This is a genomic window from Roseicella sp. DB1501 (assembly GCF_013112485.1).
In the GTDB taxonomy this organism is placed as follows: domain Bacteria; phylum Pseudomonadota; class Alphaproteobacteria; order Acetobacterales; family Acetobacteraceae; genus Paracraurococcus.
The window spans coordinates 76569-101400 of the sequence record NZ_JABFHG010000009.1 but is presented as its reverse complement, the minus strand read 5'-3'; the positions used below and the strand labels follow the sequence as shown (position 1 = coordinate 101400).

Annotated in this window: 16 protein-coding genes; 2 read left to right on the top strand and 14 right to left on the bottom strand. The window is 73.5% G+C overall.

The genetic code is table 11. From position 1 onward, the window contains the following. Nucleotides 1-259 precede the first annotated feature (259 nt). The 12 genes from mnmA to HJG45_RS18070 form a co-directional block, all read right to left on the bottom strand. Entirely contained in the window at nt 260-1354 is a 1095-nt protein-coding gene (gene mnmA, locus HJG45_RS18125) for a tRNA 2-thiouridine(34) synthase MnmA (protein WP_171613580.1), read from the bottom strand. Nucleotides 1355-1399: 45 nt separating this feature from the next. Continuing rightward, a complete protein-coding gene (locus tag HJG45_RS18120; protein ID WP_171613578.1) occupies nt 1400-2143 on the bottom strand; it encodes a TenA family protein in 744 nt (247 codons plus the stop codon). 4 nt (nt 2144-2147) lie between these two features. Next, nucleotides 2148-2477: a ferredoxin family 2Fe-2S iron-sulfur cluster binding protein gene (locus tag HJG45_RS18115; protein ID WP_171613576.1), complete on the bottom strand. Its 330-nt coding sequence runs from the start codon at nt 2475-2477 to the stop codon at nt 2148-2150. A gap of 6 nt (nt 2478-2483) precedes the next feature. Further along, nucleotides 2484-3659, bottom strand: a complete 1176-nt coding sequence (locus HJG45_RS18110) for a cysteine desulfurase family protein (protein WP_171613574.1) — start codon at nt 3657-3659, stop codon at nt 2484-2486. A 627-nt stretch (nt 3660-4286) separates the two neighbouring features. Next, nucleotides 4287-5774 (bottom strand): DUF1254 domain-containing protein, encoded by a 1488-nt coding sequence (locus HJG45_RS18105; RefSeq protein ID WP_171613572.1) that lies wholly within the window; start codon nt 5772-5774, stop codon nt 4287-4289. A gap of 28 nt (nt 5775-5802) precedes the next feature. After that, nucleotides 5803-7284: a DUF1214 domain-containing protein gene (locus HJG45_RS18100; protein WP_217362970.1), complete on the bottom strand. Its 1482-nt coding sequence runs from the start codon at nt 7282-7284 to the stop codon at nt 5803-5805. A 307-nt stretch (nt 7285-7591) separates the two neighbouring features. Next, entirely contained in the window at nt 7592-9148 is a 1557-nt protein-coding gene (locus HJG45_RS18095) for a hypothetical protein (RefSeq protein ID WP_171613570.1), read from the bottom strand. 1 nt (nt 9149) lies between these two features. Beyond that, the gene (locus HJG45_RS18090) at nt 9150-10463 is read right to left on the bottom strand and encodes a c-type cytochrome (protein ID WP_171613568.1); all 1314 of its coding nucleotides are present in this window, start codon (nt 10461-10463) and stop codon (nt 9150-9152) included. After that, nucleotides 10460-11005 (bottom strand): SCO family protein, encoded by a 546-nt coding sequence (locus HJG45_RS18085; RefSeq protein ID WP_171613566.1) that lies wholly within the window; start codon nt 11003-11005, stop codon nt 10460-10462. Before HJG45_RS18085 ends, HJG45_RS18090 begins: the two co-directional genes overlap by 4 nt. Continuing rightward, on the bottom strand, nt 11002-12873 hold the full coding sequence (locus tag HJG45_RS18080) for a hypothetical protein (RefSeq protein ID WP_171613564.1): 1872 nt from the start codon (nt 12871-12873) through the stop codon (nt 11002-11004). The genes HJG45_RS18085 and HJG45_RS18080 overlap by 4 nt, the downstream gene beginning before the upstream one ends. Before the next feature lie 7 nt (nt 12874-12880). Next, complete coding sequence (locus HJG45_RS18075) at nt 12881-13528, bottom strand: hypothetical protein (RefSeq protein ID WP_171613562.1); 648 nt, start codon at nt 13526-13528, stop codon at nt 12881-12883. Between the two features lie 12 nt (nt 13529-13540). Further along, nucleotides 13541-20110, bottom strand: a complete 6570-nt coding sequence (locus tag HJG45_RS18070) for a hypothetical protein (RefSeq protein WP_171613560.1) — start codon at nt 20108-20110, stop codon at nt 13541-13543. 447 nt (nt 20111-20557) lie between these two features. Between HJG45_RS18070 and HJG45_RS18065 the strand changes: the two genes are divergently transcribed. Then, nucleotides 20558-22432 carry a PAS domain-containing protein gene (locus HJG45_RS18065; protein ID WP_171613557.1) on the top strand — a complete coding sequence of 625 codons (1875 nt, stop codon included), beginning with the start codon at nt 20558-20560 and terminating at the stop codon, nt 22430-22432. Nucleotides 22433-22495: 63 nt separating this feature from the next. On the opposite strand, the gene HJG45_RS18060 is transcribed toward HJG45_RS18065, so the two are convergent. Beyond that, complete coding sequence (locus HJG45_RS18060; RefSeq protein ID WP_171613556.1) at nt 22496-22660, bottom strand: hypothetical protein; 165 nt, start codon at nt 22658-22660, stop codon at nt 22496-22498. Between the two features lie 12 nt (nt 22661-22672). After that, on the bottom strand, nt 22673-23992 hold the full coding sequence (locus HJG45_RS18055) for a tetratricopeptide repeat protein (RefSeq protein ID WP_171613554.1): 1320 nt from the start codon (nt 23990-23992) through the stop codon (nt 22673-22675). Between the two features lie 226 nt (nt 23993-24218). Between HJG45_RS18055 and HJG45_RS18050 the strand changes: the two genes are divergently transcribed. Continuing rightward, nucleotides 24219-24713: a hypothetical protein gene (locus HJG45_RS18050; RefSeq protein ID WP_171613552.1), complete on the top strand. Its 495-nt coding sequence runs from the start codon at nt 24219-24221 to the stop codon at nt 24711-24713. Nucleotides 24714-24832: the final 119 nt, after the last annotated feature.

Here is a 24832-nt window from a genome sequence, read left to right as displayed (position 1 = left end):
CGCCCCGGTCGTCGGCCCCTCGGCAAGGAGATGGGAAGGCCGCCGGTCCCACAGCCGCGGCGGCGCATCGCGGCAGGCATGCGCCGGCCGCGGCCCTTGCTGCCCGGTCTCGTACCGAGCGCAGGAAGGTTTCACCTTCCTGCGCCTCGAACGCCGGGCGCAAACCTCCGGTTTGCCTGGGCCTTCGCGGCATAAGCCGCGGCGCCCGTTCGGGCGCTCGGCCCTGCGGGCCGTCGGTCGGAACGTCGTGCGCCTGGTATCAGGCCGCGGCGCCGAGGCGGGCGCCGCGGCGGATGAAGCCGCCGCCCAGTACCCGCTCCCCGGCATAGAGCACGCAGGCCTGGCCCGGCGCGGCGATGGCCGGCTCCTCCGGCCGCACCCGCAGCAGGCCCGCCGCCGCATCCCAGGCCGCGACCGCCGGCCGCGGCGCCTCGCGGGCGCGCAGCTTGGCCTCGCAGCGGAAGGGCTCCTCGGGCGGCGGGGCGAGCCAGTTCACCTCGCCCACCGCCACCTCCGCCTGGGCCAGGGCCTGGCGCGGCCCGACCAGCACGCGCCGCTGCGCCGCATCCAGCCCGGCGACGTAGAGCGGCTCCGCGCCGTCGCGCGAGGCTTGGCCGAGGCCCCGCCCCTGCCCCACCGTGTAGCGGGCGATCCCCTGGTGGCGGCCGAGCACCCGTCCGTCCAGATGCACGATCTCCCCCGGCTCCGCCGCATCCGGCCGGTGCTTCGCCACCACCTCGTGGTAGCGGCCGGCGGGGACGAAGCAGATGTCCTGGCTGTCCGGCTTCTCCGCCACCGCCAGGCCGAGCCGCGCCGCGACCGCCCGCACCGAAGCCTTGTCCGGATAGTCGCCGAGCGGGAAGCGGCTGAAGGCGAGCTGCGCCGGCGTGGTGGCGAAGAGGAAGTAGCTCTGGTCGCGCTGCGGATCGACGGCGCGGTGCAGCTCGGCGCCGCCCGCCCCCTCGACTCGGCGGACGTAATGGCCGGTCGCCAGCGCCTCGGCGCCGAGATCGCGGGCAAGGCCGACCAGGTCCTGGAACTTGACCGACTGGTTGCAGCGTACGCAGGGGATGGGCGTCTCGCCGCGGGCGTAGCTGTCGGCGAAATCCTGCACCACCGCCGCGCCGAAGCGGCTTTCCTTGTCGAGGACGTAATGCGGGATGTCGAGCCGGTCGGCGACGCGGCGGGCATCGTGGATGTCCTGCCCGGCGCAGCAGGCGCCCTTGCGTGCCGTCGCCGCGCCATGGTCGTAGAGTTGCAACGTGGCGCCGATCACCTCATGCCCCTGCTCGCGCAGCAGGCCGGCGACGACGCTGCTGTCGACGCCGCCCGACATGGCCACAAGAATCCTCATGGCTGCGCCATGAGGGGGGCCACAAGAATCCTCATGGCCGCGCCATCACGGCCGCGCCCGCTCATAGGCCGCGACATGGCCGGCCGCGGCGTCGAGGCCCTGCTGCCAGAAGCGCGCCTCCAGCCGCGCCGCCTCGGCGAAGGTGGCGCTCAGCGTGGCGAAGCGGGCCATGCCGCCATGGCTGTCGCCGAGCGCGTCGATCCGCGTCGCCGCCGCCCGCGCCATCGCCTGGTAGCCAGGGTCGGCATAGGTGTCGATCCAGGTCTGGTAGGCATTGCCCTCGCCCCGGCGAGCCGGGTCGGCGAGGATGCGCAGCGCCACCTCGCCATAGCCGACCGTGCAGGGGGCGAGCGCCACCTCCAGGTCGAGGATGTCGCCGGCGAGGCCGCGATCGATGACGTAGCGGGTGTAGCTGACCGTCTCGGCGCTCTCGGGCGTCGTCCGCACCTCGGCCTCCGGGATGCCCCAGCTCTCGCAATACTTCAGGTGCATCAGCGTCTCGGAGAGGATCGCCGCGATCGCCGTGGTCTTGTCCCGCATCGCCTCGATGCTCTCGGCCTTGAAGACCGCGAGCGCCTTGGCGCGGGCGAAATGGATCAGGAAGAGATAGTCCTGGATCAGGTAGCGCCGGAAGGCCGGCAGCGGCAGGGTGCCGGCCGAGAGGCCCTGGACGAAGGGGTGCCAGGTATAGGCCTGCCAGTCCGCGGCGCAGGCCTGCCGCAGCCGGCGGAACAGCCCGCCCTCCCGGCCGAAGCCCTCCTCCCAGGGAGCATCCCAGGCGGCGGCCATGCCCTCAGCCTCCCGCGTTGCGGGTGCCGGCCGGCAGCGTCACCACCAGGCCGTCGAGCGCCTCGGTCATGATGAGCTGGCAGCCGAGCCGGCTGGTCTCCTGCAGGTCGAAGGCGAGGTCGAGCATGTCCTCCTCATCCTCGGTCGGCGCCTGCAGCCGGGTGAACCAGGACGGGTCGACGATGACATGGCAGGTGGAGCAGGCCAGCGAGCCCTCGCAGGCGCCCTCGATATCGACGCCATGCTTGTGCGCGATCTCCAGGACCGAGAGGCCGAGCGGCGCGTCCACCTCGCGGCGCGTGCCGTCGCGCTCGATGAAGGTCATCCTGGGCATCGTATCCTACTGCTCCGCTCGGGCCAGGGCGTGCCAGGCCTCGGCAAGGAGCGCCGCCGCCTGGTCCGCATCCGCGGGCGAGGTAAAGCGGCCGATCCCGATCCGCAAGGTCGCCCGTGCCTCCGCCTCGGAAATCCCGAGCGCCCGCAGCACATAGGAGGGCTCGATCGCCGCCGAGGAGCAGGCCGAGCCGGTGGAGACGCAGAGATCCGGCACCGCCCGCATCAGCGCCTGGGCGTCGATGCCGCCGGGGAAGGTGAGGTTGAGGTTGCCCGGCACCCGCCGCTCCGCATGTCCGTTCAGCCGCAGCCCCGGCACCGCCCGCGCCAGCGCGCCGAAGAGGAGGTCGCGCTGCTCCCGGATGCGGCCGGCATCCAGCGGCCCCTCGATGGCGGCGATCCGCGCCGCCTCGCCGAAGCCGACCACCAGCGGCGCCGGCAGGGTGCCGGAGCGCAAGCCCCGCTCCTGCCCGCCGCCGGAGAACAGCGGCGCGAGGCGCACCCGCGGCCGGCGGCGGACATAGAGGGCGCCGATCCCCTTCGGCCCGTAGATCTTGTGGCCCGAGAGCGAGAGCAGGTCGGCGCCGATCGCCTCGACATCGAGCGGGACGCGCCCGGCCCCCTGCGCCGCATCGGTGTGGAAGATCGCCCCCGCCGCCTTGGCCAGCGCCCCGATGGCGGCGAGGTCCTGCACTACCCCGGTCTCGTTGTTCACCGCCATGACCGAGACCAGCAGGGTGCGCTCGTCGAGGGCCGCCCGCAGCGCCTCAAGATCGGCCAGCCCATCCGGCCGCACCGGCAGCACCACCGGCTCGAACCCCTCGGCGGCGAGGTCGCGCACGCTCTCGAGGACGCATTTGTGCTCGGTGGCGAGCGTCACGACGCGGCGGCGGGGGCTGTCCTGCCCCGCGGCGAAGCGGGCGGCGCCCTTGATGGCGAGGTTGTTCGCCTCGGTGGCGCCGGAGGTGAGGATGATCTCCCGCGCCTCGGCGCCGATGAGTTCGGCGATCTCGGCCCGGGCGGCCTCCACCGCCTCCTCCGCCGCTCGGCCCATGGCGTGCTCGACGCTGTGCGGGTTGGCGAAATTCGCCTCCCACCAGGGGCGCATGGCGGCGAGGACGCGCGGATCGACCGGCGTCGTCGCCTGGTTGTCGAGATAGATGGGGCGGTTCGGGCGCGGCATGGCGAGGCCTATGTGGCACCCCGGGCGGCGCGATGGGAGGGTGCGGCGGGCCATGGCCGGGATCGACGGCGCGCATGGGTGCGGCGGCTGCGGGATTCGGACAAATCCCCCGCAGGCAGGGTGGCGCGGAAGGTTTTGGACAAAACCCCAATGGGCGGAGAGGGAACGGGCGCAGTTGCGTCGATCGGGGCGGTGCTGGCGGTTTCGGACAAATCCCCGGCGCGGGGCGGCGGGCCTCGCCCGGTTGGCGCCGCCGGCCTGGCGGCTGCCACGCGGCATGGGGCTGGGGGCCAGGGGCAGCGGCGGCACGGACGGACCCATGGCGGACCTCCCTGGCACGGCCCTTGGTGCATAATAGGAAAATTAGCTTAGCGCAAGCCTTGCCTGTCGACCGCGTCGGATCAGGCCGGCCGAGGCGGTGAAGGACTCCTGACCCAAAGGCGACCACCGGGCCGGCACGCCAATATCCGCCGGGCTGTCGGGATTGGCAGCCCTGCATCCCTCCCGGACACTTGAGATCCCAGTCCCCGCGAGCGGGCCTTATCCCTCCGCTCTTCCGCGCCCGGCCCCCCCGCGCATTGATGCCGGATCCCACACGGTGCAGCGGCCGGGAAAGCGGCCCCTCCTTCAGCCCGACCGTTCGAAATCCCCAGGCTTCCAGCTCCGGTCGAAGGCAGCCTGCTCCGGGCCGTAGATGCGGAAATAGGCGAACCAGCCGCGTCCGGGCGCGGTCCTGATCCACCGCCCTTCCTGCCCGGCCGGCGCCGCAGGGCCGAAATGCAGGTCGACCGAACCGGAGCCCGCCGCGTCCTTCAGCTCGAACAGCGAGCGGAGCGCCGCCTTGTCCTGGTCCGTCTGCACCTGGGATCGGGTGGCCGTGTCGTACACCGTGACCGACCAGAACAGCTTGCCTGGCACCGGCTGCGGCACGGCCAGCCGGTAGGATTTCCCGCCATCGAGGAAGGCGCCGGCGCTGTCCCTGGTCGCCTGCCAGTACAGCGACCCTGCACCGGCCGTGCGACGGAACATCGCGGGCGAGGTGACGATGGCCTGGGCAAACCAGCGGTCACGGGCCTCGAGGTCGATGCCGGCCGGTGTTTCGAACTGCGCGCTGCCGGGGACGAGGCCGACCCATTCCCATTTGCGGTCCGGCCAGTTCACCCGGTCCGGCCGGTTGCTGTCGAAGGCGGCGACCAGCATCTGGTCGCGCCCGGCACGCGCGGCCTGTTCCAGGATGGCTTTCATGCGGGCATCGGGCGCGAAGGGCTTGCCCTTCTCGATGCCGAGTTCGGCGAGCAGCCCGTACATCGGGACGAATTTCCCGACCAGCGGCTCGGCGTCGAGCACGCGGTGCAGGACCTCCCAGAACTGGATGTTGTCCTCCCAGCGCAGGCAGGTGGAATCCATCCTCCTCTCGCTGGTATCCACGAAGTCGAGCGGCTTCGGATTGCCCGCGCTCGCCAGCGGGTAAACCCTGATCCGCCGCAGCGCCTCCAGCGCCGCGCGCGCATCCCCGCCGACCGGCAGCGAACGGACGGCGAAAAGGGTCTTGAGCGATGAGGAATGGCCGAGATGATACCCGGCCGGCGGCTGGCCGCTGTAACCGGGCGGCAGGACGAGGTGCTTGCCGCCCTTGCCCTCATCCGGGCCGGGAAGGCCCAGATCCTGCACCCAGCCCTGATGGTGGTCGTCCACCAGCCCGATGAAGCCGCCAGGGGGCAGTTCGATCACCATCGGGCCGTCCGTCAGGTCGAGCGCGGCGGAGCCGTAGGGCGTGTCGGAGTTCAGGGTGAACCCGACCTGGCGCGGTCCGGTCGAAGCGATCCCGATCGCCTGGTTGTCCTGCAGGCCGATCTCGCGGTTGCCGTTGAAGATGCCCTCCACGGACACGGTCGGATACCAGAAGCGGTAGGCGATGACGGCGCGCTGGACGTCCGCCTCGTCGCGGAGACGGCGCGAGGTGTCGCCGCTGGGATAGCCGCGTTCGAAGCCGCCGGACGCGGCGGGCGGTTGCTGGGCCGCGGCGGAACCTGGCGGCGTCGCCGAGGCCGCGAGCGTGGCGCCGCCGGTGAGCAGGGCATGGCGGCGGGAGAGGCCACTGCTGGTGCGCGTCATGGGGGTATCCTCCTGCTTCGCCGGTGGCTCAGATCCGCTCCATGTCGGGGAGGACCCAGCGCTTCTGGAAGAATTCGGGCCTCGGGCCGTACACGCGGAACATCAACTCGAAGCCGCGCCGCGGGTCGGTGGGGATCCAGTTCGCGTCCCGGCCGGACGGAGCGGAGGGGCCAAAGAGGATGTCGATGGAGCCGTCGGCGTTCCGCGCCATCTCCGCGACCTGTGAGGATCGGCTGGCGCGCGGCATGTCGCGGATCAGGGCGTGGCTCTCGCGGTCATAGGCGGTGACGGACCAGTACTGCTCGACCGGGACATTCGGGGGTACGCGCAGGCGGTAGGTCTGGCCGCCTTCAAGGGCCTTGCCGTCCTTGTCATGGATTGCAATGAGGTAGAACTGGCCGACGCCGAGGCGCTTGAGGCCGATATAGCCGTAAGTGTAGGCCAGGCCGCGCAGATCGCTCGGGTATGCTTCCGTGTCGCTGTAGTTGGTGACCTGGAGCTTCACGAATTCGGCGTCGGCGGCGGGGCGCCAGTTCGTGTTCGCGAAGAACGGCTCCCACCCCCTCTCGTACATCGCGCCGAGATAGGCGTGCACCTCTCGCATCGCGGCGTCGAAACGCGTGCGGGTCGGCGCGTCCGGGTTGAAGGGCTTGCCCCTCTCCATGCCGAGGCTGCGCAGCGTGTTGATCATCAGGCGGTCGCGCGGCAGCCAGGGCTCGGCCTGCACGATGCGGTTCAGGTTGTCGAAGAAGCTGGCATCGTAGCGGATGGTGGAGTTGAAGATCACGTCCTTCGCGTCGGTGAGGGCGTTCGGCGGTGGGTTGGCGGCCTGGGCGAGGGGATAGATCCGGACGCGCCGCCCGTAGGCAAGGGAGCGCCGCACATCCTCCTCCCCGTGGCTGGCGAGATTGGCGCGGAACAGCGCATAGCCGCCGAGGGTGTCGCAGGGCAGCGCGGTGTAGCCAGCGGGGAGTGGTGGCTCGGCCTGGCCCGGCGGCAGGAGGACGAAGCGGCCGCCGACGCCCCGGTCCACGCCGAGCAGGCCGACATCCTCCAGCGGCATCTGCCGGAGATTGACGATGTTGCCGTTGAGGGAGCCGCCGGCGTCGCCCGGCGGGACCTCGATCACCAGCGGGCCTACCCTCAGATCGAAGAAGCTCATGAAGTAGAGCGTGTCCGGGTTGGGCGTGAGCGTCTGATTCCGCCAGTCCAGGGGACGGCCCCAGTAGATGATCTGATTTTCCGTGCCGCCGGCCTTGAGCATTTCCTGCCGCATCAGGTCGTAATTGACCGCTGGCATGCCCCAGATCGCGGCCTCCACAGCGCGGCGATGGCGGGTGCGCTCCATCAATTGGTCAGGCGATTGGGCGGGACCGAGAGGCGGGATCCTTTCCTCGTCCACCTGGCCCGAGGGCGGCGCGGGGACAGGGGCGGCCGGCTGGGCCGCGGCCGTGAAGGGCAATGCGGGAAACAAGGCGGAGAAGGCGCGGCGCGAAAAGGGGAACGTCATCGGCTTCGTCCTTCTCAGCTAACGCGGGCGATCTGCCTCTTCGAGGCAACTGCTTCGGCGTCACCGAAACCATAAGGACTCGCTTGCCGCGAAAGCGATCATTAAAAGCAAAATAAAGTCGAAATATTCTGCTTCGCCAAGGGCCGCGCGGATCTCTGTTTTGCAGCACGGCAAAGCGGACGTCGCAGCATGATCGGTGCGGCAGCAGCCTTCAGCCGCTCCCGAATGCGACCTTCCGCTTGGCCCGGGCCTTCGCGCCACGTCATCCGAAGAGCGCGACCGGCGGCCTCTAACCAACCCGCCGCCATCACTCCCCGTCGCAGGCCGTCCGCGGCCCGTTGCCGACCGGCTGCGGCGCGGCATGCCCCGAGTCAGGAAACGGATCGAGCGCGCCGAGCGTGACGGTGCCGCCCTGCACGGTCTCGTGCGTGCCGCCGCCAGCCCGCAGGAAGCAGAAATTCTCGAAGGGCACCGGGACGGGAAAGCCGCGCTGCCCGAAGCTGGTCGGCTCCGGATAGATGTACTCGCCGACCGGGGCCAGGTAGCCATTGGTCCGGATGCCCGCCGGCGTCTTCACCCATGGCGTGCCGACCACGCGCACCAGCACGTCGCGGCGCACCGGCCGCGCATCGTCCTTGGCCGGCCAGGTGTTGCGGAAGCGCCCGAGCTGCGGGCCGTTGGACGGCGCCAGGCCGCCCGGCCCGGTGAAGGAGGTCCCGGGCCAGGGCGGGTCCTGCGCCCCTGGGCTCGGCCGCTTGCGATCGCTGTCGACCAGCCAGACCTCGACATTGCGCGTCGGGTCGGAGGTGAAGCCGACGATGCGGAAGCGTGTGGTCTCCTCCTGCGGGATGCCGGCGAATTCCTCGCCCTTGGTGCCCTGGATCGCCTCCTCGACGAAGACATAGGCCGGCTCGACGCCCGGCGAGGTGTAGATCCCGAGTTCCGCCTCCAGCCCATGCGCGGCGACGACGAAGCCGCCGGCCGGATCGGGGACGATCATCCCGGCATAGGTCACATGGTCGCCCACGGCGAGCGGCACCGGGCGCTTCGGGTCGCAGGTGGCGTGCAGCGCCGCCACGCCGGGCGTCGCCTGCTTGCCGCAGGTGAAGCGCAGCGATCCCGCCAGGCGGTTGCCGGGCGGGCAGGCCGCCTCGCGGCTGGGCGCGGGCACGCAGACCGGGAAGCCGGTGCGCGCATGCACGGGCGCGTTCTCCTCGTCCAGGGCGAAGCGGGGATCGAAGGACAGGGTGCCGGCGGGCAGCGCCGTGGCGGCGACGCCGTAGATCCCGGTCGGGTCGTTCAGCCGCACCCGCGCCCCGGCGGTGTTGAGCTTGTCACCGATGCGCATCTCGCCGGTCGCCGCATCGATGGCCTGGATGTAGCCCTCGCCGATATGCAGCGCGCCCTGGCTGATGCGGACCACGCCGGCGATGTAGCGCGCGCGGCGGAGGTTGTTCACCGTCTCCTCGACGACATTGCCGAGGAGTTCCGCCTCGAAGGGCACCGGCGGCCGCGCCGTGTCGTCGGCCAGGGCCAGCCCGCTCTCCTGCAGCACCGCCGCGCCCGCCGGCCCGCGGAACAGGTCCTGCGCCGTCATGTAGCGGCCCGGCAGGGTGATCAGCAGGTTGCGCGGCAGCACCACCGGGATGCCACGCACCGTCATCACCGCCGCGGAGAGCGGATCGCCGGCATTGTCGAGGGTGAAGCGCTCGATATGGCCGACCAAGGTGAAGCTGGTCGTCGGCACGGGCGGGGGTTGCGCCTGGGCCGGTCCGCCGCCCGTGCCGACCCAGCCCAGCAGGGCGAGGCCGGCCAGCCGGCGCCGAACGGTCCGCCGCCGTCGCCTCTCCGATGGAACGCGCATCTCAGCCTCCCTCTGGGGTCGGTGGCGCCACGGCGTCGGTGGCCGGCGCGGGCGCGGAGAGCTCGATCAGGCCAGGGTCCCAGCCCTGGCGGCGGCGCGGGCCGAAGTGCAGCGCGGCGCCGGGCCATGGTTCGAGATGCGCGGGCAGCGCCGCGAGCGGCGCCCGCTCCGTCAGCACCAGCCCCGCCTGCGCCAGGGTCTCCACGGCGAGCCGGGCGGCGGCGAAGCCCAGCCGTCGCCATGGATCGGGCCGCGCCGCCCCCTCGCCTTCGAGCAGCGCCGCCGGGAAGGGCAGCACGACCTGCCAGCGCCATCCCGCGGGCAGGCGCCGGCCATCGATCCGCGCGGCTCCGGCGAGGCTGGTGCCGAGGCAGCCCGCCGGGCCGGCGGCGCCGACCGCCTGCATCAGGCCAGCCGGGTCCGCCAGCCAGGTCGTCCCCGGCCCGCCGGCCTCCACGGGCGCGACCAGCAGGCCGAGGCGCGGCTCCGCCGGGCAATGCCGGAGCGCCGCCGCCAGCGTCGCCTGCTGCGCCGAGAGCGGTGCGAGCAGGTCGACCGCCCAGGCGCCCGTCGCATCCTCCCGGGCGCGGGTCAGCAGCGAGCCGATATGCGCGACCCGCGCCTCGGCCAGCAGCGCCTCCGCTGCCGCATCCTCGGGCCAGATCCCGCCCAGCAGGGCGAAGACGGGCCGGGCGAGCAGCCGCCTGACGGCCGGGACGGTGCCCAGGGATGCGCCGTCCACGGCCTGCAGCACGAGGCGGCGGCCATGCACGCGCGCTTCCGCCAGACCGGCCTCCAGCCCTGCCAGCACGGCCGCGCCGGTCGCCGCCGCGCGCCCCGAGAGGGGCAGGACGGTGCCCAGCGCGACATGGTCGGCGGCGACGCCCGGCGGCCGGTCCGCCGGCGTGCCGGCGATGCGCAGATAGTCGAGCAGCGCCGCCCATTCGCCCGCCTCCAGCCGGTAGCGCGGCATGGCGGGGTCGAGGCTGCGGCCGTCGCGGCCGATGCCGTGCGTGACCGCCGCCCGCAGCGCCGCCGCCTCGGCATAGGCGCCCGCGCCCTGGCCCGGCCGGGTCAGCGCGGCCCAGCCGAGCGGCGGCGCCACCACGCCGCCCTCGCGCCGGCCCGCCGCATCGGCGCCGTGGCAGTTGGCGCAGGCGGCATGGGCGGGGGGCAGCCGGTTGGCGGTGGCCTCGCGCCCCGCGGCGAAGGGCGCGTGGCCCTGGTAGAGCGCGCGGCCGGATTGCGCGGCGGCGCCGCCCGCCGAGGCGGCGAGCAGGATCGCGGCCCAGGCGGCGCGCGCGCGGCGCCTCACCCCGCCATCTCCCGCAGCATGGCCAGGAGGCGCCCGGTCGGGGTCAGCGCGCCGACGCGCCGCCATGGTCGCCCCTCCGGCGCGCCCAGCCAGAGCTGCGCGGCGTGCTCCTCCGGCCGGCTTGTCGGCTGCTCGAAGGCGGTCCAGACGCGCAGCAGGGCCCGGGGATCGCCGCCGAGCAGGAACCAGCCGGGCGCGGCCCCCAGCGCGAGGCCGAAGCGGGCGGCATAGGCGCGCATCGCCTGCGGCGTGTCGCCGAGCGGGTCGAGGGAGATGGAGAGCAGCAGCGGCCGCTTCCCGGGCTGCTCCGCCAGCGCCTCCTGCAGCGCCTGCATGGCGGCGGTCTGCGGCGGGCAGATCGTGGCGCAGCCGGTGAAGAAGAAGCCGAGCACGACGGCGCGCCCCCGCGCGAGATCGGCGAGCGCCCGGCCGGTCCCGTCCTGGTCCAGCAGCACCACGCCGGGCAGGCCGGGGGCCTGCGCCGCACCGGGACTGGCCAGCGCCGCCGCCAGCGCGGCGAGGGCGAGCTGCCGCCGGGTCATCGCGCCGCCGCCATCGGCAGCGGGCCGAGATGCCCCGTGGCGAAGGACAGGTGGCGCGAGGGGCTCGCCACCATCGCCTCGGGCCTCGCCCCGGCCGGCAGGGTGAGGCTTGCGGCGTAATGCCCCGCCTCGCCCTCGGGCCGCAGCCCGGCGCGGGCTTCCCAGGCGGTGCGGGGATCGAAGAGCAGCAGTTCGAGATCGGCGAGGTCGCCGACCGGGCGGGACGCGCCGTCGGCGAGCTCGCTGACGCGGACGCGGATGGCCGTCCCCGCCTCGCCGCGCCGCTCGATCCCTGCCAGCGCCACCTGCAGCGCCGCCCCCAGCAGCGTCCTGGGCAGGGCGGCCGCCGCGGCCGTCGCCGGCAGTTGCAGCGGCCCGCAGGCGGCGAAGCGCGGCGAGGCGCCGGCGAGCACCAGCTCGTGCGGGCCGCCCTGGCCGTGCCGCACCGGGCTGCGGTAGCGGCCGGGCGCCACCTCGCGTGGCGACAGGTCGAGGACATGCAGGCCGAGGGCGGCGCGGCGGTAGTTCGAGTAGCTGCCGATCGGCGCCATCATGCCCTCGCCATACTGGTAGACCATGCCGTCGGCGGGGACGGCGACGAGGATGCCGTTGCCCGCCGGGACCGGGGCGGCGCGGGCGGCCGGGCCGATGTCGAGCCCGGCCTCCGCCCGCCCCAGCGTCACCTCCACCGGGCTGACCCGGCCCTGCCGCAGCTCGGCGAGCGGCCAGAGCGTGCCGCGCCCCTCCGGCAGGCTCACCGCATAGGCGAAGCGGTCTGTCAGCAGCAGCTCGTGCGCCTGCGGCAGCGTCTCCATCCGCGCCTCGACCTGGCCGGTGGCGAGATCGACGAGGCTGGCCCGTCCGCCGCCGAGCGCCAGGGCGCGCCGGCCGCCATCGGCGAGCGCCAGCGCCGTCACCGGATGGCCCAGTGGCAGCAGGCGCTCGGGCGGCGCGCCATCGGGCGCGGCGGGGTCGATCCAGGCGAGGCTGCCCGCCGCCATGGCCGCGACGATGCGGCCGGCGGGGAGGCTGTGGCGCAGCAGGCGCACCGCGCCGCCGCCCGGCACGCGCCAGCGCCGCGAAGCCTCCGGCAGGTGCAATGCCACCACCCCGTCCGCATGTCCCGTCACCGGCCCGTCCAGGGCCTCGGCGGCGAGCAGGGCGGTGGGCGCCGGGCCGGGCAGGAGGCGCAGCGCCGCCTCCGCGCGGTCGGGCGCCACCAGCCCCAGCCCGTCCCGTCCCGCCAGGGCCAGCCAGAGCTGCCCGGTCGGGCCGTGCCAGGCCAGCATGGCCTCGCCCGGCGCCTCCGGCAGCGCGATGGCGCGCCCGATGCGCCGCGCCTGGAGATCCACCTGCACCAGCCGCGCCGGCGCCGACAGCACCACCCAGGCCTCCAGCCGCTCCGGGATGAGCAGCCAGCCGCGCGGCGTGCCGCCGAGCTCGAGGATCGTTTCCAGCTTGGCGTTGTTCAGCGGCACGAAGGGGTTGATGACGGCGAGGCTGCCATCGGCGTTCAGCGTGACGAGGCGGTAGGTGTTGAGGTCGATATCGGCGCGCTGGCCGATGCCCTGGCGCGCCAGCAGGCGCACCCGGTCGGCGCAGGCGATCTCGGCCTCCGGCAGGGCCGCGCGCCGGCGCTGCAGCCAGGCGACGAGGCGGCCGCGCTCGTAGCGCACCGGCGCGCCGCTCTCGGCATCGGCGATCTCGACCTCCAGCGTGCCGATGCCGGGATCGGCCTGCGGCAGGTAGCGCCAGGCGATGCGCAGCCCGTCCTGCAGCGTCGCACCGGACCGGGCGGCGTCGGGCTCCTGCGCAAGGCCGGTCGCCGTCAGGCCGAGGCAGGCAAGCAGGGCGAGGCGGCGTCGCATCGGCGTCTCAGCTCAGGGCATGGAGATGCGAGAGCGCGAGCTGGCCCACCCGCACCCCACTGGCCGGCAGCAGCTCGAAGCGGGCGGCCTGGATGTCATCGGCATCGGAGATCGCGCCGAGGAAGGGCGCGCCGCGCAGGACGCCGGGGGGCGTGTCGAAGACGCCATGCGCCCCGCTCGTGCCGCGCCTGGAAGCCGCCAGCACGAAGCGGCCGGAGGGGCCGGTCCGCACCCAGAGCCTGGCGGTGAAGCCGGCGCCGCTTCCCGGCTGCGTCGAGCCGGCCGCGACATAGGCGCCCAGCCCGCGGACCGGCCGGTCGAAGGCCAGGGAGAGGGAGGCGGCCGCCCTGGCCGGCGCGGGCGGGACGGCGACCACCAGCAACCCGTCCCCCTCGAACTGATTGCAATCGAAGCCCGCGCCGCAGAAGCGCAGCTCCAGCGTCGCGGCCTGGACCTCGACCGTGGTCTCGCTCAGCGCATAGGTCGCCGGCACGTTCATCTGGCCTTCCAGCCGCGGCGCCAGGCGCATCGCCCGCAGATCGCCGACCGGGCAGCGCCGGGCGGCGGGGGCGGCGCCGGGCGCGATGCCCTCGGCCCAATCGAGCCACCAGCCGGCATCGAAGCCCGCCGCGCTGTTCACCGCCTGGATCGCCATGCGCCGCCCTCCTCAGCGTCGCCGCGGGCCGGCGGGCGCCGCGGCCGGCCGGGGCTCGACGCGCAGCAGGCCCCACAGCCCGCCATCGAACAGGAAGCTCGCCTGGCTGCGGATCAGGTAGTCCATCGCCAGGCCCGACCGGCCGCCGGCCAGCAGGCCGTAGGTGACGCCCATCATCGGGCCGAAGCCGTTCGTCACGCCCCCGCGGTAGGAGGGGTAGCCCGCGTCGAAGACCGGCGGCGCCTCCGGGCCGCGCGGCGAGGGCGTCCAGGGAAAGGCGCTCCAGCCATGGCCGCTGACGGCGAAGCCCTGCTGGCGGGTATGGCCGCCGGGATGCACCAGGTGCAGCCGCACCGCCTCGCCGGAGCGCGCCGTGAAGATGGGCGTCTCGGGGTCGCAGGGCTGGCCAGGCAGGCGCGCCGAGAGCGGGATGCCGGCGGCGCAGCGCGTGGCGCCGATCCGCCCCGAGCTCAGCACCGATGCGTAATCGGCCTCGTTGCGCTCCTCGAAGGGGATGCTCGCCTCGTTCCCGCTGCGCGCCCAGAGCGGCTCGGTGCGGTAGTTCAGCGCCTTCACGCCGTAATCGTCCGGCTCCTCGGCGCCCGCGAGATTGGGCACGGGCATGCCGCCGCGCGTGGCGTTGACGGCGTCCTGCACCATCAGCACGTGATCGACATAGCGGGTGCCGTCGCGCCGGCAGATCTCGGCGCTGACGCCACCCGGCATCACGCGGCCATTGCCGAGCCGCTGCGCGAAGCGGTTGTCGGCGCAGACCTCCGAGCCCTCCGGCCCGATCACCAGCGCGCCGCCGAGCCCGTGCATCGGCTGCTTGATCGGATCGCCGAAGCTGCGCAGCGGCAGGGCGCCGAACTCGACGGGCAGGCCGGTATCGTCGAAATCCGTGGCGCTCCAGAAGGAGCGGCGCATGCCGCCCTGCGTTTCGTCGATGCCGCAGCCCGCATCGCCCGGCCGGCAGGGGGAGACCAGCGAGCCCTGGCCCCAGACGCGCTCCGGCAGGCCCCGCAGGCGGTCGAGCTGCAGGCCGTTCCAGCCGAGATTGGTGCCGTCGGCCGAGAGCGGGTTCTGCGCCACCCGCGGCGCCGACAGCCCGACCGTGCCGGACATGCGGAACTGGTTCACGTTGAAGCCGTCGGTGATCATGGGCAGGAAGTTGTGATAGGCGCGCCGCTCCTCGAGCTCGCGCGGCGGGCTGCCCTCCGTGCCGGAGGCGCGGTCCTCGGGCGAGGCCGGCAGGTGGTTGCGCAGCAGCACCTCGAGGCAGGCGCCGGCCGGGGCGCGCAGCACCAGCGGCTCCAGGCTCCGCCCGGCGGCGAACTCGGCCCGCAGCCCTTCCAGCACCTTGTCGTTGCCGGGCAGGCGGTCGATGGCGCAGCCGCGCTCGGGCGAGGTGCCGTCGCAGCGTCGCTCCTCGTTCAGCACGTAGACCACGGCGCGGTCGTCCTGGATGCCGAAGCGGCGGCTGTATTCGATGCCCACCGACTGGGCGCCGCCGCAATCGCCCCGCAGATCGCAGGCGAGCACGGCGCTGACATCGAAGCGGCGATAGACGAGGGGCCGGCCCGGCTGCGCGCGGCAGACCGCCCGCTGCCAGTCGACCGCGCCGTCCTCGGCAGATGGGGCGAGCGTCGGCGCGGCGCGGGCCGGCGCCGCGGCGGCCGGCTGCCCGCGACGGCCGAGGGCGGCCGGCAGCCGCATGACCGCGGCGAGGGCCGTCGCCTGATCGGCGGCGGGCGGCGGCGCGACGCGCGCCGCCTGCCCTGGCACTAACGGCCCTGGCGGCAATGGCCCTGGCGTGCCCGGACCGGCGGCATCCGCGGCGGCGAGGGCGGGCCGGACGAGGCGCATGGCGATGTCGTCGACCGGCGCGGCCTGCCTCTCGCCCCCGGCCGCCCGCGATCCCGGGGCCGGGCGGGCATTCGCCGGGCTCGTGGGCGGCGCGTGGTCCGGCACCGTCACCCGCATGATGCCCCACATGCCGTCCCAGAGCTGATCCACCGAAGAGCCGAAATAGAGGTAGTCGAGCAGCGGGGCGTTGAACCGCGTCGCCCGGATGTCGGCCTCGAAATGCTCGGAGATGCCGATGGGCTGCGCATTGATGAAGCCGGAGCCGGCCGAGCCCGGCATGCGCCGCCACTTCACCCCGTTCATGGTGAAGATGTGCTGCGCCTCCTGCGCCCCCTGGATGAGGCGGATCTGCGCCTGCTCGCCGTCATGCGCGCGGAAGATCGGCGTGGCCGGATCGCCGAACAGCCGCCAGGGCTCACGCCGCTCGATGCGCGGGTCGCAGGCGCCGCCCTCCCCCGTATTGGGCAGTATCAGCCGGGAATAGAGCGCGCAGTTGAAGTCACGACGCCACTGCTCGACGCTGGCCACCACCGCGGCGAGCCTGGCTTCGTGCTCGGTGCCGCGCAGCGCCTCCCGCGTCGCGGCATGCACCTCGACCGGCTGCGGGGTGGAGGCAAGGGTCCGGTCGCGCGGCGCGTGCACCCGGCTGCTGAAGGCGTTCGCCATGTCGCCGCGGCAATCGGCATCGCCCGGCGCGCAGGCGCGGCCGCCATCGGCGCTGCGGTCCGACTGGCGGTAGTCGAAGCCGCCGAGCGCCGGATCGGGCGTCGCCTCGCTGATGCGCAGCGCCAATGGCTCGTGCCGGTAGTTCAGGTACTGGCTGCCCGGATCCTCGGAGGAGATGCCGAGCGGGCGGGCCGGGGTGGCCGCCACATGGCGCCGGCCGAAGCGGAGCGCCGAGTTGTCGCGATGGCCGGAATCGCCGAGCGGCTCGGGGTTCACCGGCTCCAGCGCCGCGGTGTAGGCGATGCCGAAATCGGCGATGGCGAGGGCGAATTCGCGCCGGTTGTGGTCGGCGGGAATGCAGGGCGGCTCCGGGCCGGTCCGCGGCGTGCGGCCCGCCGCCGGCACGAGGTTCACCTCGACGCCCGCTTCGTCCGGCTGGCTGACGGAGTTGCCGTCGCGCACGCAGCGCGGCGCCACGATATCGGCCATGGTCGCGGTCGGGCCGCCATCCGCGCGCAGCCGCAGGGCCGGGCGCGGCTCGATGGCGGCGAGCGGGTGGTCCCGGTCGCGCCGGATCGCCGCGGCGGTCGGCACCGTCAGGTCGGAGCCGCCGAGCAGCTTGCAGCGCGCCCGGGTCGCTGGATCGGCGGCGGCGGGATCGGGCTCGCCCATCGCCATCCTCTCGGCGCGGTCCCGGCACGCCGCCTGCGCCGCGAGGTCCAGCGGCTGCGTCCCCGCCAGCGTGGCCGCCTCCTCCGGGGTCATCGGCCGCTCGCCGGTGCGGACCCAGAGCGAGTTCGCCGGCTCGACGACGAGCCCGGCATAGAGCCCGTGCTGCTGGTGCGAGCTCGGCCCGAAATGGTCGTGGGTGAAGACGGTGCGCAGCGTGTTGTCGCGGTCGCGTCGGTCGGGGCGGCGGCTGAGGATTGGGTCCGCCCACCAGCGCTGCGTCGTGCGCTGGGCGCCGCAGAAGGGGTGGTTCTCGTTCAGGCGCTTGATATAGGCTGGGAGAGATTCCTTCTCTTTGCGCGTGTCGCATTTGCCGCGCTTCAGCAGGCCGCCGTGGATGGCGTGTTTTTCGTCGCCACCGGCCGCTTCCCAGATCGTCCCGCCCGGCCGGAACAGCGGATGCTCGCGCAGTTGCAGCGGCGTCGCGCCGGCGGGCAGACCCTCGTTGTAGTGCAGCACGCGCTCGCGCACCTCCTCGGGCGAGAAGGTGCCGTCCTCGTAATTCCAGCCATTGCCGGAGCCGTCGGAGGAGGTGACGTCGAACTTCACGAGATGGATATGCTGGCCGAGGGTGTCGGTCGGCGTGATGATCTGGAAATCGTCGACGTTCAGCGCGCTCGGCACCAGGTTGGTCGAGCGGAAGGTGATGCACTCGCCGGAATTGGCCCGGAAGAACAGCGGCTCCGGCAGCCGCGTGCGCGTCGCCGGGTCGATGATGTGGTGGATGTCGTCCTCGAGCGCGATGATGCGGCCCTGCGGGTCGAACCAGCCGTGGCGGTTGTAGGTCAGCTCGGTCTGGATGAAGGCGGCGCGGTAGTGCCGCATCGGCGCATCGGTCGGGCATGGATTGGCGAAGGGCGCCCCGGGCGCGCGAGGTCGGCCGTTGACGAAGAACAGCGCCTCGCCCCCGGTCCCAGGTGATCCGATCGGCGGCGCCTGGCCCGGCAGGGTCGGGGCGCGGTCGGTGACATAGGCGCCGGGCGCCGGCCACCATTCGGGGTGCGGCACTGGCGCCTTGCCGTTCGCCACGGGCCGCAGGCCGGGCGCCTGCAACGTCCCCTCGTGGAATTCCATGGCGCGCCGTTCCGCGGCGTCGCCGGCTTGCGGCACGAAGGCGAGGTCGAGCGCGCCCCATTCATAGGCCAGGGCGGCGAAGCCGGCGGGATCGGCCTGGCGGCGGACGCGCTGCGCGATCACCTGCGCCGCATCGCCGCCGCGCGCCAGCGCGTTCTCCATCACCTCGTCGTTCTCGGTGGCGCGGACCAGGCTGCCGCTGCGCACCCGGTGCCGCGGCAGGCCGCCATTGACGACCGCCTCGGCCGGCGGCTCCGTCGTCGGGTCGGTCCAGCCGCTCTCGGCCAGCACGTCCATGTCGAGGGCCGGCTGCGGCGGGCGGTGGCCGGTCTCGCCGGGGATGTAGTGCGGGTATCCCGCGAAGGCCGCGCCCGGCAGTGGCGCCAGCGCGGCGCCCGGGATCGGCACCAGGGCCGGTGTCGCGGTGCCGGCGGCAATCTCGGCATCGGGCAGGTTGCGCCAGCGCGGATCGTTGCCGGGGCCAGCGGGCTCGGCCGGGCGGTACCAGGTCGGGCCGCGCTTGCCGTCCTCGAAGCTGTCATGCACGCGCCAGAGTTCCCACATGCCCTGCGCGAAATGCGGGTAGAGGTGGCAGTGGAAGATGCTGTCGCCAGGCGTGTAGTTGCGGTTGCCGGTGCCGCCGAAGCCGATGCTGTAGCTGAAGGTCGCGCCGGGCGAGATGGTCTGCGAATCGAGGTAGCTGGCATCCGGGTCCTGCGGGTCCATCACCCATTGATGGGCATGCAGGTGGAAGACATGCGTCTCCTTCGGCCCCGCATGCAGGTTGCGGAACCGCACCGCGTCGCCGAGGTAGGAGTGATGCACGTTGGAGGGGTCGTCGGACCAGCGCACGCCGGAGGGGGTGTCGCCGTCATGGGCGAGGATCAGCGCCGGATCGCCGGCGGCCCAGGAGCTGAGGAAGAACTCCTCGGCCCGGCATTCCGGGCAGTTCCGCAGCGGCGGCCGGTTCGCCTGGGCCGGCGTCGCCATGACCAGCGAGCCCATGCCGGAGGCGCCGTAATTGATGCCCATGCCGTCGCGGATCTTGGAGAGCGGGTGGTTCTCGTCGTCGAGCGGCGCGAAGGCCTGCCGCGCCGGCACCTCGTCATGCATGATGACGGTGAATTCGCGGAAGGGCCTGCCGCAATCGCTGGTGACGTGATCGCAGCCCGGCGCGCCGCGCGGCAGCACGATGATCGCGTTCAGGTCGCCATGGGCGATGCGGTTCTGCGCGTCGCGCATGGCCAGCAGCGGCAGCGGGCTGCCATCCGGCATCAGGCGGAACGGGTGCGTCCCGTCATAGGCGATGGCCGCGTAGTCGTGACGCCCCGCCTCGACCGGCTGGCGCGCGACCCGCATCTCCTCCTCGGTGACCTGCGAGCGGTACCAGCGCGCGCCAGCCGGCTCCACATTGACCGAGGCGAAGAGGCCGAGGCCGATCTGCCCGCCATCCCCCTCGCCGCCCACGGGCGCCGCCGTCGAATAGGCGAAATAGGCGCCCTCCTTCTCGGCGCGCCAGCGGGTGACGACGCGCTGCCCGGGCCGGGCCAGCGAGCCGAGATCGTAGCCCTGCCGAACCGCCGCCGGGGTGTCGGGATGGAACACCACGCCCTGCCGGCCGGGGATGCCCACATTGGACCCGTCGCCGCCGCAGAGCACGCCGCGCGGGCAGTCCCGCTCGGCGATCGGCACCAGCCCGAGGCCGGTGACGTGGAAGGAGGCGGCGCGGGTGCGCGGCGCGTCGAGGCTCACCGGCCCGGGGCGCAGGCGGGGCTGGCGCGGCGCCTCGCCGGGATGGCTGCCGGTATGGCCCGGCAGGCTGCCGCCATCATCGGGCAGCACGCCGCCCTCCTCCTGCCAGCCCGGGCGCAGCAGGTTCTGGAAGGAGACTTCCAGGCACTCGCCCTCATTCACCCGCAGCACCAGGGGGCGCGGCCGCTTCTCCCGCCGCAGCCGGACCCGGCCCGGCTTCAGCTCGCCATCGTCATCGAGGGAGACCACGTCGTGGCGCAGCGCGAACATCATGCCGGCCGGCACGAAGGCGCCGAAGCGGTTCAGCAGGTAGGATTGCTCGAGCGCGACAATGTCCGCGCGGACGATGGCGCCGCAGGCCGGCGCGCCCGGCTGTCCGCCGGGGCGCGCGGCGGTGGGCTGCGCTGCCGCAGGCGCGGCGACGAAACCGGCAAGAAACGATAGCAGCGCGCAGCCGGCCGCCGCGGTCATCGCAAATGCGTGGCGCAGACGCATCGCCTCTCTCCCGATTCATCGAGGGCATGGGCGGCGAAGTGGGTATCGGTCGTGGAAGTCGGCGTCCCCGGACACCGTCGCCGCAAGGCTGCTTGTTTCGAAATGGGCACTTGAATATGGAATATCCTTCACGGTGGCATGATGTATGGAATGGCATCAAGCCTCGGCCTCGTGCCTCTCGCTTATGTAAAGGCCGGCCGGGTCCGCGACGCGGCAGGGCTGCCCGGTGGCGCCAAGGATTGACGGTGGCGAAGATTGACACTGGGCGGGTGGCCTGGGCGTTCTGCGCCATGCCTCGCTCCCGCAAGAATCGCATCATGTCGCTCACCGCCGCCTGCGAGACCTCCGTCGACGGATGCATGGCGTCCGCCCGCGACCGAAGCGCGAGCGGGGTGGTCCGCACCGGCCGGACGCCGCTTCGGGGAATCGCCGATGGATGCTGATGCCGTGCCTGCCTTCCTTCTCGGCGGCGGCGAGATGGGGGCCCGGATCCGCGCGCATGATTGGTCGCGGACCTCGCTCGGCCCGCCGGAGGGCTGGTCCGCGGGGCTGAAGACGACACTGCGCGCGGCCCTGACCACGCGCCACCCGATCTTCATCTTCTGGGGCGAGGAGCATCTCTGCCTCTACAACGACGCCTACAGCGCCTCGCTCGGGCCGGAGAAGCACCCGGCGATCCTCGGCATGCCGGCCCGCGCCGCCTGGGCCGAGATCTGGTCCGTCATCGGCCCGCAGATCGAGAGGGTGATGGCCGGGGGCGAGGCCACCTGGCACGAGAACCAGTACCTCCCGATCATCCGCCATGGCGGGCTGCAGGAGGTCTACTGGACCTATTCCTACGGCCCGATCCATGACGAGGCCGCGCCGGGCGGCATCGGCGGCGTGCTGGTGATCGTCTCCGAGACGACCGCGCAGGTGCGGGCGGAACGGGAGAAGGCGGCCGAGGCGCGGCACCTCCTCTCGCTCTTCGACCAGGCGCCCGGCTTCCTCTGCGTCCTCCGCGGGCCGGACCATGTCTTCGACCTGGTGAACGCGGCCTACCGCGCCCTGATCGGCGGCCGCGACCCGACCGGCCTGCCGGTGCGCGAGGCGCTGCCGGAGATCGAGGGCCAGGGCTATTTCGAGCTGCTCGACCGGGTGTACCGCACCGGCCAGGCCTATGTCGGGCGCGGCCAGCGCGTGCTGGTCGAGCGCAGCGCCGGCATCCCCGCCGAGGAGCGCTTCATCGACTTCATCTACCAGCCCATCCGCGACAGCGACGGCGCCGTGGTCGGCATCCTCTGCGAGGGCTCGGACGTCACGGAGCGCCGGCGGGCCGAGGAGACCAATGCGCGCCTCGCCGCGATCGTCGCCTCGACGACGGATGCCATCATCGCCTTCGCCGCCGAGGACGGGCGCATCCTGAGCTGGAACAAGGGGGCGGAGGCGCTGTTCGGCTATGCGGAGGCCGAGGCGCTCGGCGGGCCGGCCGGGCTGCTGGTGCCGCCGGACCAGCCGGACGGGGATCCGACCGGCGTCTTCCGCCGCGCCCTGCGCGGGGAGCGCGTGCACGAGCACGAGACCGTGCGGGTGGCGAAATCCGGCGAGCGGATCCCCGTCACCGTGACCGCCTCGCGGATGCATGCGACGGACGGGCGGCTCATCGGCGTCGCCGCGATCTTCCGCGACATGCGCCAGCGCAAGGCCGCCGAGCAGCGCCAGGCGCTGCTGGCGCGCGAGGTCGACCACCGCGCCAAGAACGTCCTGGCCGTGGTCCAGGGCCTGGTGCAGCTCACGGATGCGCGGGAGCCGGCGGCGTTCAAGCGCGCGGTGGCGGGACGGATCGCGGCGCTCGCGCGGGCGCACACGCTGCTGGCCGAGGATCGCTGGCACGGCGCCGATCTGCGCACCCTGCTCACGGGCGAGCTCGCCCCCTTCCTGGGCGAGCGCCGGGCCGAGCTGAACGGGCCGCCCGTGGCGCTTCCGCCCGGCGCGACCCAGCCCGTGGCGATGGCGATCCACGAGCTGGCGACCAATGCGCTGAAATACGGCGCGCTGTCGGCCGCGGCCGGCCGCCTCGCCGTGTCCTGGCGCCTCGCCGCGCGGGCCGATGGCGTGCCCCTGCTGCGGCTGCGCTGGGCCGAGACCGGCGGGCCGCCGGTGCGCGGCGCGCCGGAGCGCCGGGGCTTCGGCTCGCGGGTGCTGGACGGGACCCTGCGCGCCCAGCTGGGCGGCCAGGTGTCGCTGATGTGGGAGACCTCCGGCCTGATCTGCGAGGTGGAGGTGCCGCTCGAGCCGGGAACGGGCGCCGCGGCAGCCGGCAGCACCCCGCCGGCCCTGTGACGCGGCGCCACGACATGCGCGGGGCGCCGGGCGAAGGTGAGGCCGGCCGTCTGTCCCGACCGTTCAGCCCGCCGCGGCCGGGCGGCGGGACATGGCGCCGGCCGCCAGCGCCTGCCCGATCGGCAGCCGGGCGATGTTGCCCGTGGCGTGAACCATGGCGTGAACCGTGGCGTCGCCGGGTTCGGCCGCGGCGGGGGGCGCGGCCAGGGCCGCTTCGGCGCGCGACATCGCGGGTCTGCGTCAGGCGGCGAGCTGGCCGCGCCAGCGCGCGTCGCGCGGCGAGGAGCGGCGGTGCAGGCGGCGGTCGAGCAGGGCGCAGGCCTTCTCGGCCTCGCCGCCGCGCATCAGGGCGAGGAGGAGCATGTCCTCCAGCATCTCGCGCTGGGCGCCGCTGCCGCCGATGCGCACTACCTCGGCCGCCACCGGCTCCAGGAGGCGGGCGCAGCCGGCATAGTCCTCCTCGGCGAAGGCCAGCGCCGCGCGGCAGATCGCCGGCACCACCGGCCCGGCGGCGAGGCTGCCCGCCTCGACCAGCCGCGCCAGCGCCGCGGCGCGCCGCTCCGCCGCCTCCCGCTCGCCGGTGGCCGCCTCCAGGATGGCCATATGGGCGTCGGCGAAGGGGAAGCCGGCGGCGGGGAAGACCGGCCGCGCGTAATCGGCCGCCGCCTGCCACAGACCGGCGGGCACCGCATGGCCATAGGCCTGCAGCCGCCACAGGAAGGAGGCGGTGTCGCTCACCACGTTGACCGGCATGCCGGCCGAGACCGCGGGCGCGACATGCGCGGCATAGAGGGCGAGGGCCCGTTCCGCGTCGCCGCGTTCCAGCGCGCCGAGCGCCGCGTGCCAGGCGATGTGGCCGTGCAGCGGGCCGCTGCGGTCGTAGCCCGGCAGCCAGCCCTCGATCAGCGCCTCCGCCTCCTCGCCGGCGCCGGCCTCGTACATCGCGTGCGACAGCGCATGCGCCGCATTGGCGTTCTCCCGCCGCAGTTCGAAGCCGCGCTGGGTCAGGGCGCGGCCCTGCGCCACCGCGCCGTTCTCGGCCTGCGACCAGCCGCGATAGGTGAGGAACCACCAGTCATCGGCGTCGTAGTGCCGGGCATGGCGCTCGCAGAGATCGACGCGCGCCTGGTCGTGCCCCGCCATGCCGGAGAAGGCGAAGAGCCCGAAGGCACCGAGCGGCAGGGAGAGGATCAGCGCGTCGCGCGGCCAGGCCTCGACATGGGCGAGGGTGGCGTCCAGCGCCCGGGCCGGCTGGCCGTTGATGGCCAGCGACAGGATCCCGACATGGCTCCGCTCCCGCTCGGTGCCCCGCCGGGCCACCTGCTCCGCCGCCGCCGCGATCCGTGCCCGGGCCGCCGGCATCTCGGCGCGGATGGCGTGCAGGCGGGCGCGGGCGGCATGGGCGAGGGCGAAATCCGGATCGGCCGCGACCGCCCCCTCCAGCGTCTCGGCGGCGCCCGGCCAGGCCGAGAGGAGGAGATTCACGCCCTGCCGGTAGCGCCCGGCGGCGAGGTCGGACTCGGTCGAGAGCGGCAGGCCGCGGCGGTCGAGGCAGGCCATGGCGGTTTCCTCGGTATGGGCCGGCCCCCGTAGGCGAAGGCGGCAAAGAGGGACAAATTAGCCATCCAGAAGATGACCGTCTCTCGACGATCCGACATTCCGCATGGAGCAGCGCGCGGAGCGAGAGGCCGGGCATGACCTGGGATGGGCTGCAACGGAGCAGCCTTCGATCCTGAACGCAATCCGCGGTAGCGTCGACGCTCCCATCGGCCACACGAGACCCGCCATGCCATCGCTCTCCCGCAGCTTCGATGCGCGTTCCGTCGAATGGCGCCGCGTCACCGATCCCTCGGTGACGGCCTATCGGATCGACTTCGAGTACAGCCTGCTCGGCTACGACCTCGCCCTCGGCCGGCTGGACATGCTGCTGCGCTACGCGCCGGGCCGCGGCCATTGCCGGCGGCATCGTCACGTCGCCTCGACCCTCACCCTGGTGCTCGAGGGCGAGCAGCACCTGATCGAGTTGCAGCCGGACGGCTCGACCAAGGCGATCTCCCGCCGGGCGGGCGACTATGCCCTGGCCAGCCCGGACGCCCTGCCGCATCTCGAATGCGGCGGCGAGGCCGGCGGCACCGTGCTGCTGTCGATGACCGCGCCGGACGGCATCCTGTTCGAGTATTTCGACGAGACGATGCGCGAGCGCTGGACGCTGTCGATCGCGACCTATGTCGAGGCCTGGGCCAGCGGCGTGCCCTATGGCACGGCACCACAGGCCGCCTGAGCGCGGCGGCCCTGCCCGGCGCGCCCGCCTATAGAGCATTTCCCGTTCACCTCGGTTCACGGCAAATGCTCTAGCCTACTGTTTTCAGAGCATCTTCACCCGATCAGGTGAGTCTACCT

Coding starts and splice junctions, on each gene's coding strand:
- mnmA (WP_171613580.1), bottom strand. CDS start 1,354: ATGAGGATTCTTGTGGCCATGTCGGGCGGCGTCGACAGCAGCGTCGTC.
- HJG45_RS18120 (WP_171613578.1), bottom strand. CDS start 2,143: ATGGCCGCCGCCTGGGATGCTCCCTGGGAGGAGGGCTTCGGCCGGGAG.
- HJG45_RS18115 (WP_171613576.1), bottom strand. CDS start 2,477: ATGCCCAGGATGACCTTCATCGAGCGCGACGGCACGCGCCGCGAGGTG.
- HJG45_RS18110 (WP_171613574.1), bottom strand. CDS start 3,659: ATGCCGCGCCCGAACCGCCCCATCTATCTCGACAACCAGGCGACGACG.
- HJG45_RS18105 (WP_171613572.1), bottom strand. CDS start 5,774: ATGACGCGCACCAGCAGTGGCCTCTCCCGCCGCCATGCCCTGCTCACC.
- HJG45_RS18100 (WP_217362970.1), bottom strand. CDS start 7,284: ATGACGTTCCCCTTTTCGCGCCGCGCCTTCTCCGCCTTGTTTCCCGCA.
- HJG45_RS18095 (WP_171613570.1), bottom strand. CDS start 9,148: ATGCGCGTTCCATCGGAGAGGCGACGGCGGCGGACCGTTCGGCGCCGG.
- HJG45_RS18085 (WP_171613566.1), bottom strand. CDS start 11,005: ATGACCCGGCGGCAGCTCGCCCTCGCCGCGCTGGCGGCGGCGCTGGCC.
- HJG45_RS18080 (WP_171613564.1), bottom strand. CDS start 12,873: ATGCGACGCCGCCTCGCCCTGCTTGCCTGCCTCGGCCTGACGGCGACC.
- HJG45_RS18075 (WP_171613562.1), bottom strand. CDS start 13,528: ATGGCGATCCAGGCGGTGAACAGCGCGGCGGGCTTCGATGCCGGCTGG.
- HJG45_RS18070 (WP_171613560.1), bottom strand. CDS start 20,110: ATGCGTCTGCGCCACGCATTTGCGATGACCGCGGCGGCCGGCTGCGCG.
- HJG45_RS18060 (WP_171613556.1), bottom strand. CDS start 22,660: ATGTCGCGCGCCGAAGCGGCCCTGGCCGCGCCCCCCGCCGCGGCCGAA.
- HJG45_RS18055 (WP_171613554.1), bottom strand. CDS start 23,992: ATGGCCTGCCTCGACCGCCGCGGCCTGCCGCTCTCGACCGAGTCCGAC.
- HJG45_RS18050 (WP_171613552.1), top strand. CDS start 24,219: ATGCCATCGCTCTCCCGCAGCTTCGATGCGCGTTCCGTCGAATGGCGC.